The following is a 12252-nucleotide window of genomic DNA, read 5'->3' on the forward strand; positions in this document are numbered from 1 at the left end:
AGTCGATATCCTGAACATGTTGCGGGTTTTGGTTTTTGAGTTTGGCGACTACGGGTATACGCCCGTTAACCAATACCTGCAACACCTCCTGGCTTATTCAAGCAAATTATTCCGGACACTAGTGGGCGCAGGCCGGAACCTAATTGGATTCCGGCCTGCGCCGGAATGACAAACGGCCAGCTTTTCAGCTGGCCGTTTTGCTTTACTTCGCCGCGAGGATGCCTTGGCTGGCGCTGGTCTGCTTGCGCAGCCAGTCGTCGTGCTGGGCCGTCGCGACGCCGCTCAGGGCGGTTGTCGTGGCGTAGTGCTGCATCTGTTCGGCCAATGCGGCGACATTGTTGCTGAGGCTGCTGTTGGCGGATGGCTGGGTCAGCTGGCCGGTGCTGCTGTTGCCGCTGTTGGCGCCAACCTCGCCTGCCGCTTGCTGGCCATAGCTGGCGATCGCCTGTGTCAGGCTGGCGGTGCGCTGCGCCAGGAACCAGACGTCGGCCAGCGCGTGCGTGCCGCCGTCGCCGCTGGTGTAGCTCGACTCCAGCCCGATCCAGTTGCCCTGGTCGACCACGCTGGTTTCCTGCGCCGTCACCTTCAGGCTGGCGACGTTCAGCGCGGCCAGGGTTTGCAATTCGCCGGCCTGGCTGATGCCGTCCGCGTTGGCGTCCACCCACACGCGCAGGTCGCCGAATTGCGCGTCCTGGCTGTCGATCACGCCATCGTGGTTGCTGTCGAGTTCGGACAGCGCCGCGAAGCCATCTTTCGCCTTGCCGCCGCTGGCGCTGTTGGTGGCGGTGCCGAACAGTTCCCCGCCGTCGTTGATCAGGCCGTCGCCGTTGCGGTCCAGTGTCAGCAAGCCGTCGCCGGCGCCAACCCAGCCGGTGTTGACTTTCTGGCCGTCGGCGCGGATGTCGAACCGCACGCCGGCATTGATGCCCAGGGTGCTGACGCCATTGCCGTCGAGGTCGAGGATCAGCGGGCTGGCCGCCGGCAGCACGGCTTTCTGGTCGGCGCTCAGGGCCGAAATTTGCGTCGCCAGCAGGGCCGTCACCTGCGCCATGCTGAGCGCCGCGATCTGGTCAGTGCTGAGCATTTTCAGCACGGCGTTGCTCATGTTGCGCATCTGCTGGGTGCTGAAGGCGCCCACTTGCTCGATGCTCAGCAGCGCCACGGTGCCGGCTTTCAGGCCATTGATCTGCGCGGTTTTCAACGCCGCGATGTCGGTCGCGTCCAGCACCCCCACCTGGTCGGAGTTCAGCGCGTTGAGGACGTTGACTGACAGCGCGCCCATGTCGGCGGTGCTGAAGGTGCCGATCTGGTCGGTGGTCATGCCGACGACCTGCGCCGACACCAGCGCCGACAGCTGGCGCGTACTCATGCTGTCGAACAGGGTCGAGTCGAGCGCGCTGATCTGGTCCGAGGTCAGGTAGCCGATCTGTTGCGAAGACAATTTGGTCAGCGTGGTGAGGCCGTTTATCTGGTCGGTGCTCAGGGCCTTGATCTGGGCCGCGGTCATCGATGGCAACGCCTTGGTCGACAAGGCGTTCAGCTGATCCGGCGTCAGCACGCCGATCTGCGCCGAGGTCAGCGACGGCAGCTGGGCCGTGGTCAGGCTGGCCATGGCCGCCACGCTCAGTTGCGGCACCTGGTCGGTGCTCAGGTATTGCAGCTTGAGGCCGCCCGCTTGTGACACCGTCAGGCTGCCCAGCTGGGCGGTCGACAGTTGTGCCACCTGCGCCGCCGCCAGCGCCGCCATCTGCGCCGAACCGAGCGAGGTGAAGCTGTCGGCGTCCATCATGTTCAGCTGGTCCGAGGTCAGCGCCTGGACCTGGCTGGCGTTCAGCGTGCCCAGCGTGGACAGGGCGTTGAGCTGGTCGGTGTTCAGCGCCTTGATGTCGTTGGCGGTGACGCCGCGGATCTGGCCGGTGCCCAGGCTGGCCAGCTGGTCCACCGACAGGATGCTGAACTGGGCCGTGTTGAGGGCGCCGATCTGGCTGCTGCTGAGCGCTTGCAGGTCTTCCAATTCCATCGACATGAGTTGGTCGGTGGTCAGGCCCGGCACCGCCGCCGTCGCCAGCGCGCGCGTCTGCGCCGCCGTCAGCGCGATGATTTGCGCAGTGGTCAGGGTGCCGACCTGGATCTTGGTCAGCGCGCCCACCTGCGAGGTTTTCAACGAGGCGATATGGTCGGCGTCCAGCGATTGCAGCTGGTCGCTGGTCAGCACGCTGAATTGCAGCGTGGTGAGCGGGCTGAGCGAGACCATTCCGGCCAGCTGGTCGGTGCTCAGGGCCTTGACTTGGGCCTGCGTCATGGTGGCCACTTCGGCCGTGCTCAGCTGGGCCATCTGGGCCGCGCTCAGTTGCGATATCTGCAAGGTGCTGAGCGAGGAGAACTGGCTGGTCTTCAGGCCGGCCAGGTCTTCCTCCTCCAGCGCGGCCAGCTGGTCCGAATTGAGCACGCGGATGCCGTTGGTGCTCATGGCGCGCCACTGCGCCACGCTCAGGGCCTGGATCTGGTGCGTGGTCAGCGAGCTGACCTGTTTGGTCGACAGCACGCCCACCTGCGCCGTGCTGAGCGCCGCCAGCTGGGTATCGTCCAGCGCGCTCAGGCTGTCCGTGCTCAGGCCCGGCACGGCGCGCGTGCCCAGCCAACTGAGCGGGATCACGGCCAGCTGGTCCGAGGTCAGGGTGTTGACCTGGGCCGTGGTCAGCGCCCGCACCTGTTGCGAGGTCAGGCCCAGCAGCTGATCGGTGGTGATGATGGTCATGTCCAGCGTGCCCAGCGCGACGATTTGCGCGGTACTCAGCGAACCGATGTCGCCCACCTCGATGGCCAGGAACTGGTCGGTGTTGAGGGCGGCGATGGCGCGCGTGCTGAAGGCGCGCAGCTGGCCGCCGGTCAGGTTGACCAACTGGTCGGTGCTCAGGCTCTTGGCCTGGTTGACGCTGAGGCCGGCCAGGGCGCCTGTGCTGAGCTGGCTGATCTGGTTGGTGTTGATGGCCAGCAGCTGGTCGGTGCTCAGCACCGACAACTGGGTCGAGCGCAGCGCGGCCAGGTCGACGCCTTCGATGGCGCCGATCTGGTCGGTGGTCAGCGCTTGCAGGGCGCGCGTGTTCATGGCGATCAGGTCGCCGGTGTCGAGGGCGACGATCTGGTCGGTGGTGAGGAACGGCGTTTGCGTGTTGCTCAGGGCGGCGATCTGGCGCGTGGTCAGCGCCGCCACCTGGCCGACCGTCAGCAGCGGCAGCTGGTCGCTGGTCAGGGCGCGGATTTGCAGCGTGCCCAGGCTGGCGAAGTTGCTCAGCGCGTTCAACTGGTCGGTGGTCAGCAGGGTGGTCTGGGTGGCGCTCAGGCCGCCCAAGCTCTGGGTGCTCAGCGCCGCCACCTGGTCGGTGGTCATGGCCTGCAACTGCGCGCTGTTGAGCGAGCGCAGCTGCGACGATTTGATGAAGGCAAAGTCGCCGGCGTCGATGAAGCCGACGTTGGTGGCATCCAGGCCTTTCAAGGCGTTGGTGCTGAGGGCGCCGATCTGGTCGCCGCTCAGTTGAGCCAGCTGGGTGCCGTTCAGCACCGCCACCTGCATCGAGGTCAGGGCGCCGATCTGGCGCGTGTTGAGCACGTCGATATCGCTCTGGCTCAGCGAGGAAATGCGGGTGGTCGACAGGCCGGCGATCTGGCTGGTGGTGTAGTCGGCCAGGTTGCCCAGCGCGGCCAGCTGGTTGACGTCCAGCGCGCCGATCTGGGCCGGCGTCAGGGCCGCCACGCTGACCGCGCTCAACGCGTGCAGCTGGTCGGTGGTCAGCACTGCCATCTGGTCGGTGGTGAGGGCGCGCAGCTGGCTGGTGCTGAGCGCGGCGAAGTCCTCGGTTTCGATGGCGACGATTTGCGTCAGGCTCAGGTGCGACAGCAGACTGGCCGACAGCGCCCGCACTTGCGCGGTGGACAGCGCGATCAGTTGCGGATCGGTCAGGCCGTCCACCTGCGCGCTGCTGAGCGCGGCGATCTGGCTGGTCTTGAAGGTGGTCAGGCTGCCGACCGCCATATTGACCAGCTGGTCGGTGGTCAGCGCGCGCACCTGGTTGGTGGTCAGCACGGTCAGGCTGGACAGCGCGTCCAGCTGGGCATTGCTCAGGTAGCCGATCTGGCGCGTGTTGAGGAAGGCGATTTCCTGCGTGCTCAGGTTGCTGTACTGCGGCAGCGACAGGCCGCCCAGCTGGTCGCTGGTGAGGGCGTTCACCTGGGCCGAGTTGAGCGCGCGCAGGTCGGCGGCTTCCAGCGCGTTCAACTGGTCGGTGGTCAGGGCCGAGATGGCCAGGGTGGACAGCGCGCGCATTTGCGCGGTGGTCAGGGCCGGCAGTTGGTCGGTGGTCAGGAACTGGATTTGCAGGCTGTTCAGCGCGGCCAGTTGCGCGGTCTTCAGCGCGGCGACCTGGGCCGGCGTCAGCGCCAGGATCTGGTCGGACGACATGCCGGCGATTTGCTTGGTGCCGAGGCCGGCCAGGCTGCCCAGCGCGGCGAACTGCTGGGTGGTCATCACGCCCAGCTGGCTGCTGGTCAGGGCGCCGATTTCCTGCGAGGTCAGGGCCGACAGCTGCGGCAGGGTCAGTACCGTGACCTGGTCGGTGGTCAGGCCGGCCACCTGCGCGGTGGTCAGCACGGCGATGTCGGCCAGTTCGATGGCCATGATCTGGTCGCTGCTCAGGCGGCTGATGGCGGCGCTGCCCATGCCGCGCACCTGCTGGGTGGTCAGCGCGACGATGTGGTCGGTGCTGAGCGACTGCATTTGCAGGCTGGTCAAGGCGCCCAGCTGGGCGGTCTTGAGGGTGCTGATCTGCGACACCAGCAGGCTGCTGAGCTGGTCGCTGGTGAGGGCGCGGATTTGCGCCGTGGTCAGCGGCGCCAGCGAGGCCAAGCTGTCGAGCTGGTCGGTGGCGAGGGCGGCGACCTGTTTGGTGGTCAGGGCGCCCAGGATCTTGGTGCCGAGCGCGCCGAACTGGCCGCCGGTCAGGGCCGTCAACTGGTCGCTGTTGAGGGCGACGATCTGGTTGCTGCCGAGGGCGGCGATGTCCACCAGTTCAATCGCCCGCACTTGGTCGGTCGACAGCGCGGCCAGCGTGGCCGCGTTCAGGCTGCGCACCTGCTGGGTGGTCAGGGCGACGATCTGGTCGGTGGTGAGGGCGCCGATCTGCGCGCTGGTGAGACCGGCGATCTGGCTGGTTTTCAGCGTGGCGATGTTGCTCAGGCTGGCGACCTGCTCGGTGCTCAGGGCGCCGATCTGGCGGCTGTTGAGCGGCGCCAGCGTGATCAGCGCGGCCATCTGGTCGGTGGTCAGCGCGCGCACCTGCTGGGTGGTCAGGGCGGCGATGATCTGCGTGCTCAGGCCGGCCACCTGGCTCAGCAGCAGATTGCTGATCTGGTCGGTGTTGAGGCCGATGATTTGCTTGGTGCTCAGCGCTTGCAGATCGGCCAGCTCCATGGCTTGCAGCTGGTCGGTGTTGAGCACGCCCAGCTGGGCGGCGCTCAGGGCGCGCGCCTGCCGGGTGGTCAGGGCCACGATTTCATTGGTGGTCAGCACCGAGGCCTGGTCGGTGGTCAGCGAGGCGATCTGCGCCGTGGTGAGGCCGGCGAAGATGGCCAGCGACAGGTTGACGATCTGGTCGGTGGTCAGGGCGGCGATGGACGCGGTCGAGAAGCTGGCCAGCGAGCTCAGGGCGGCCAGTTGGTCGCTGCTCAGCGCGGCTTTCTGGTCCGGCGTCAGGGCGGCGATTTCCTGCGTGGTCAGGGCCTGGATCTGGTCGGTGCGCAGCGCCACCACCTGGTCGGTGGTCAGCGCGGCCATCTGGCGCGTGCTCATACTGATCAGCTCGGACGCCGTGAGGGCGATGATCTGGTCGGTGGTCAGGGCCTGGATGGCGGTGGTGCCGAGCGCGCGCAACTGCGCGGTCAGCATGCCGGCGATCTGGGCGGTGGTCAGGGTGGACACCTGGTCCACCGTCAGCGCCGCCACCTGGCGCGTGGTCAGCGAGCGCAGGTCGGCCAGGTTCAGGTGCGAGACCTGGTCGGTGTTCAGCGCCTGCAGCTGGCGCGTGCTGAGCGCGGCCAGGGTCAGCAGGGCGTCCAGCTGGGTGTCGTTCAGGCCGGACAGCTGCACCTGCGTCAGCGCGGCGATCTCTTGGGTGGTCAGGGCGCGCAGCTGGCTGGTGTTCAGGGCCAGCAGCTGGTCGCTGGTCAGCACGGCGATCTGGCGCGTGGTGAGCGCGGCCAAATCGCCGTTGCTGAGCGCGAAGATGCGGTCGGTGCCCAGCGCCGCCAGCGTGCTGGTGCTCAGGGCGCGCAGCTGGAGGGTGTTAAGCGCCACCATCTGGTCGCTGGTGATGGCGCCGGCCTGGTCGGAGGTCAGCGCGGCGAGCTGCGCGGTTTGCAGGGCGGCGAAATCGGCCGTGCTGAGGGAGGCGATCTGGCTGCTGGTCAGGGCGATGACCTGCTTGGTGACCAGCGGCAGCAGTTGCAGCGCTTCCAGCTGGTCGCTGCTCAGCACGGCCAACTGTTCCGGCGTCAGGGCGCGCACCTCGGCGGTGGTGAAGGCGGCCAGCTGGTCGGTGCGCAGCGCCACCACCTGGTCGGTGCTGAGGCGGGCGATCTGGGCGGTGCGCATGGCGCGGATGTCGCGCGTTTCAATCGCGGCGATGGCGTCGGTGCTCAGCACGGCGATCGCCGAGGTGCTGAGGGCGGCGATCTGTTCGCTGCTGAGGGCGATGATCTGGTCGGTGTTCAGCGATTGCAGCTGGTCGCTGGTGAAGGCGGCCAGCTGGCGCGTGCTGAGGGTCACCAGGTCGGCCGAATTGATGGCGCCGATCTGGTCGCTGGTCAGGGCGCGGATCTGGCGCGTGGTCAGCACCGACCACGAGCGCAGCGCGTCCAGCTGGTCGGTGCCGAGGGCGGTGATCTGGTCGCTGGTGAGGACGATTTCCTGCGCCGTGCCGAGCGCGGCGATCTGCTCGGTCAGCAGGGCGATGATCTGGTCGGTGCTCAGCTTATTGAGCTGCTGGGTGTTGAGCACGGCGATGTCGCGCGTCTCGATGGCGCGCAGCTGGTCGGTGTTGAGCGCCATGATGCCGTTCGAGCTGAGGCCGCGGAACTGGGCGCCGCTCAGGGCGATGATCTGGTCGGTGGTCAGGGCCAGCACCTGGTCCGAGTTCAGCACGCCCAGCTGGTTGCTGGCCAGCGTGCCGAGGTTGCGGGTCGACAGCGAGGTGATCTGGTCGGTGGTGAAGGCCGCCAGCTGGCGGCTGGACATGCCGGCCAGCGAGTTCATGGCGTTCAGCTGGTCGCTGGTCAGCACGCTGATCTGGTCGGTGGTGAGGGCGCCGACGGCGGCGGTGGTCAGGGCGTTGAACTGGTCGGTCAGCAGCGCCACCAGCTGGTCGGTGGCCAGTTGCGCCACCTGGCCGGCGCGCAGGGCGGCGATGTCGCGGGTTTCGATCACGCGGATCTGGTCGGTGGTCAGCGTGTTGAGCATATTGGTGCTCAGGTCGGCGAACTGCGAGGCGGTCAGTTGCACCAGCTGGTCGGTGGTCAGCGCCTGCACCTGCGGGGCGGTCAGCGCCGCCAGCTGGGCGCTGGTCAGGGCCACCACGTCCCGGGTTTCAATCGAGACCAGCTGGTCGGTGGTCAGGGCCTGGATTTGCGCGGTGGTCAGCGGCACCAGGGTTTTCAGCGCCACGATCTGGTCGGTGCTCAGGCTGGCGATCTGGTCGACGGTCAGGGCTTGCTCGGCGCCGGTGTTGAGCGCGGCCACCTGGTCGGTGGTGAGGGCGAAGATCTGGTCGGTGCTGAGGTTGCGCAGCTGGTTGCCGTTCAGGACCGCGACGTCGCGCGTTTCCAGCGCCTGCACTTGCAGCGTGGTCAGGGCGGTCAGCATGGCGGTGCCCAGGCTGGCCACCTGGGCGGTGCCCAGCGCGATCAGCTGGTCGCTGGTCAGGGCCGCCACCTGGTCGGCGTTCAGCGAGGCCAGCTGGCTGCTGCCGAGGATGGCGATGTCCTTGGTTTCCAGCGCGGCGATCTGGTCGGTGGTCAGCGAGGACAGCTGGCCGGTGGTCAGCGGCAGCACGGTCTTGAGGGCCACGATCTGGTCGGTGGTCAGCACGGCCAGCTGGTCCGGGCGCAGCGCCCGCGCCTCGTCGGTGGTGAGCGCGAAGATCTGGTCGGTGGTCAGGGCCACCAACTGGTCGTAGGTCAGGGCGCGGATCTGGCTGGTGTTGAGCACGCGGATGTCGCGCGTTTCGATGGCGCGCACCTGGTCGGTGGTCATCTGGCTCAGCATGCTGGTGGTCAGGCCGGCGACCTGGCCGGTGCTCAGCAGGATCACCTGGTCGGTGGTCAGCGATTGCACCTGGTCAAAGGTGAGCGCGGCCAGCTGGGTGCTGGTCAGCGCCACCAGGTCGCTGGTGTCCAGCCAGACCAACTGGTCGGTGGTCAAGCCCTGGATTTGCGCGCTGGTCAGCGGCAGCAGCGATTTCAGCGCCGAGATCTGGTCGGTGCTCAGCACCGCCAGCTGGTCCGGGCGCAGGAAGGGAATGCTGTTGGTGCCCAGCGCCGCCACTTGCGCCGTGCCCAGGGCCACCAGCTGGTCGGCGCTCAGGGCGCGCAGCTGGGCGCTGGTGAAAGCGGCGACATCGCGCGTTTCGATGAACTGGATCTGGTTGGTGTCGAGCTGGCTGATCAGGGTGGTGGTCAGGGCCTGGATCTGGGTGGTGCCCAGCGCCACCAGCTGGTCGCTGTTCAGGGCCAGCACCTGGTCGCCGTTGAGCGCGGCCAGTTGCATGCTGTTCAGGGCGGCGATGGTCTTGGTCGCCAGCGAGGTGACCTGGTCGGTGGTCAGGCCGCCGATCTGGACCGCGTTCAGCGGTGCCAGCGAGGTCAGGGCCAGCAACTGGTCGGTGCTCAGCACGGCCAACTGGTCGGCGCGCAGGGCGGCGATCTCGTTGCTGCGCAGGGCGTGGGCCTGGTCGGTGCTCAGGCCCGCCAGCTGGACGTCGGTGAGGGCGCGGATCTGCTGGCTGCTCATCCAGATCAGGTCGCGCGTTTCAATGGCGGTGAACTGGTCGCTGCTCAGGCTTTGCAGGAAACTGCTGGACAGGGCGCTGACTTGCTGCGTGCTCAACTGGGCGATCTGGTCGGTGGTCACCGAGAACAGCTGGCCGGCGGTCAGGGCGTTGAGCTGCTCGGTGGCGATCTGTTGCAACTGGTTCGACACCAGCGAGCTCAACTGATCAGAGCTCAGGGCGGTGATGGCGCGGGTGCTGATGGCGCGCAGTTGCGCCGAGCTCATGCTGGTGAGCTGGTCGGTGGTCAGGTTGATAATCTGGTCGGAGCTGATGGCGGCCACTTGCGTCAGTTGCAGCGCGCGCACGTCCTGGGTTTCCAGCGCGGCCAGCTGGGTCGGCGCCAGCGTGTTCAGCTGGCGGGTGGTCAGGGCCGCCACTTCCTGCGTGGTCAGGGCCACCAGCTGGTCGGTGGACAGGGTCAGCACCTGGTCGCTGGTCAGCGCGCTGATGTTGGCCGGTTTCAGGGCCTGGATCGCGTCCGTGGTCAGGCCGACCACGCCATCCAGGCTGAGGTAGGACATTTGCAGGGTCGACAGGGCGCGCACGCTCTGGGTCGTCATCACGCCGATCTGGTCGGACGAGAAGGCCCGCATGTCCTCGGTCGTGAGCGTGACGATCTGCCTGGTGGTCCAGGAAATGATGTCGTCAGTGGTAAAGGTCGGTACGATCGTGGTCATTACAGGCTTCTCCAGGCAAGCTTCCATGATACCCGGCTTATTGCCTCATGGAAACCGAAAATCACGCGATAGCTATTGAATTTCCCTATGGTTGCAGGCCCGGCGGCCTCACCGGCGAAGTTGCCGGTTTGGCTACGGGCGGGCGCTGCGACCAGGTGCGCGGCATCAGCCTTGCGCGTTCAATCCCATCCAGAAACAGGTTCTGGATCGGTGTTCCGAGGTAGGGCAGGGTCATGGCGATCACCAGCAAGCCCACCCCCAGCGTAATCGGAAAACCGATCCCAAATAAATTCAACTGCGGCGCGGCGCGCGTCAGGATGCCGAGCGCCACGTTAGTAATCAACAAGGCCGCCACGATGGGCAGCGACAACTGCACGCCGGTGCTGAAAATCCGTCCGCCCCAGTCGGCCAGCTGCTTGAAGCCGCCGCCGTAGACCGGGATGCTGGACACCGGCAGGGTGGAAAAACTTTCCACCAGCGCCGACAGCAACACCAGATGCGCATTCACCGACAAAAACGCCATGGTCGCCACCAGCGACAAAAACTGGCTGATGGCGGACGAGCGGCCCTGGGTGGTGGGGTCGAAAAACGTCGCGAAGCCCAGGCCCATGGTCAGACTGGAAATTTCCCCCGCCATCTCCACCGCCGCAAAAATGATACGGATACTGAATCCCATCGCCAACCCGATCAGCATTTCTTGCGCCACAATCAACAATCCCGCCATCGATAGCGGATCGGTAGCCGGCCAGGCCGGCACCGCCGGCGCCACGATCGCGGCGATGCCGACACCCAGGCTGACCTTGACGCTGGCCGGCACCGCGCTGTTGCCCAGCAGCGGCGAGGCGGCGATCAGGGCCATGATGCGGGCGAGCGGCCACAGCAGGCTAGCGATCCATATGTTGATATCGGCAGAGGAGATGGTCAGCATGAGGGTTTGTTACATTTCCATCTGGCATCTTTTTCAAGTATTGTAGACGAACTTTTTGGTAAATCGGAAACTGTTACAAATTGGCAAAACACCCTAGCCTACCAGCAGGGGGATGCCGGAAAACACCTCGCGCATATAGTCCAGCATGACCGACAGCATCCACGGCCCGGCCAGCACCAGCGCGACAAAGATGCCGACCAGCTTGGGGATGAAGGACAGCGTCTGCTCGTTGATCTGGGTGGCGGCCTGGAAAATCGACACCACCAGGCCGATGATCAGCGCCACCAGCAGCATGGGGGCGGCGATCATCAGGGTAATCTCCATGGCGTGGCGCCCCATGGTCATCACGCTTTCGGGCGTCATGGCGCTCTCCTAGTAGAAGCTCTGGGCCAACGAACCCAGCAGCAGCTGCCAGCCATCCACCAGCACAAACAGCATCAGCTTGAACGGCAGCGAAATCACCGCCGGCGACATCATCATCATGCCCATCGACATAAGTACAGAGGCGACCACCATGTCGATAATCAGAAATGGAATGAAGATGGCAAAGCCGATCTGAAACGCGGTTTTCAGCTCGCTGGTGACAAACGCCGGCACCAGGATGCGCAACGGCACGTCTTCCGGCCCCTGCAAGGCCGGGCTGCGCGACAGTTTGACGAACAGCGCCAGGTCGGCCTGGCGGGTCTGCTTGAGCATGAAAGTTTTTAATGGGGCGGCGCCCTTGTCGAGCGCCTGTTGCATGGTCAACTTATTTTCCTGCAAGGGCAGGTAGGCTTCGTTGTAGATTTTGTCAAAAGTCGGGCCCATCACGAACAGGGTCAGGAACAGGGCCAGGCCGACCATCACCTGGTTGGGCGGGGCCGACTGCGTGCCCAGCGCCTGGCGCAGCAGCGACAGCACGATGATGATGCGGGTGAAGCTGGTCATCAGCAACAGCGCGGCCGGGATGAAGGTCAGCGCCGTCATCAGCAGCATGGTCTGGATCGGCAGCGTGTAGTTGGTGCTGCCGGCCGGGCCAGGCGTGGAGGTCAGGGCGGGAATGCCGACGCTGGAGTCGGCGCTGGCCACCAGCGGCAGCGCCAGCGCCGCCAGCAGGAACAGCGATTTGGCGGACAGCTTATTTGCCATTGCGTTTGTCGATGGTTTGTTTGATCCAGTCGGCGAAGTTGGCGCCGGGCACGGTGGCCGCGACCGCCGGTTCGCTGCTTTCCTGGCGCGGCATGGTGGCCAGCGCGTTCATGCGGCCGGGCGAGGCGCCCACCACGATCCATTGTTCGCCGACTTCCACCACCAGGATGCGCTCGCGCGTGCCGACGCTCAGCGAGCCGACCAGCTTGACGTTGCTGCTGCCGCCGCCGAAGTTTTTCGGGCCGAAGCGCTTGGTCAGCCAGGCCAGGCCCAGCATCAGGCCGATCACGAACAGCAGCGCCACCGAGGTTTGCAGCAGGCTGCCGCCGGTCGAGGGCGTGCTGGCCGGCGGCGTCGGGATGGTCATGGCCAGCGCGCTGGGCTGCGCCGCCGTCGCCGGCACCGCAGGCGCGCCATCGGC

General features: G+C 66.3%; 5 protein-coding genes. All 5 read right to left on the reverse strand.

Annotated features, from left to right (window positions below; all coding sequences use genetic code 11):
- Positions 1-202: 202 nt before the first annotated feature.
- Positions 203-9775, reverse strand: a complete 9573-nt coding sequence (locus tag GM676_RS30325; RefSeq protein ID WP_229262930.1) for an SPM autocatalytic domain-containing protein — start codon at positions 9773-9775, stop codon at positions 203-205.
- An 85-nt stretch (positions 9776-9860) separates the two neighbouring features.
- Entirely contained in the window at positions 9861-10703 is an 843-nt protein-coding gene (fliR, locus tag GM676_RS30330) for a flagellar biosynthetic protein FliR (RefSeq protein ID WP_155468292.1), read from the reverse strand.
- A 93-nt stretch (positions 10704-10796) separates the two neighbouring features.
- A complete protein-coding gene (gene fliQ / locus GM676_RS30335; RefSeq protein WP_155468293.1) occupies positions 10797-11066 on the reverse strand; it encodes a flagellar biosynthesis protein FliQ in 270 nt (89 codons plus the stop codon).
- 9 nt (positions 11067-11075) lie between these two features.
- Entirely contained in the window at positions 11076-11831 is a 756-nt protein-coding gene (gene fliP, locus GM676_RS30340) for a flagellar type III secretion system pore protein FliP (protein WP_155468294.1), read from the reverse strand.
- Positions 11821-12252 (reverse strand): flagellar biosynthetic protein FliO (gene fliO / locus GM676_RS30345; protein WP_155468295.1); only part of this gene is annotated, 432 nt, incomplete at its 5' end. The genes fliO and fliP, both read right to left, overlap by 11 nt.

The sequence above is a fragment of the Duganella radicis genome (genome assembly GCF_009720825.1).
Classification (GTDB): domain Bacteria; phylum Pseudomonadota; class Gammaproteobacteria; order Burkholderiales; family Burkholderiaceae_D; genus Rugamonas; species Rugamonas radicis.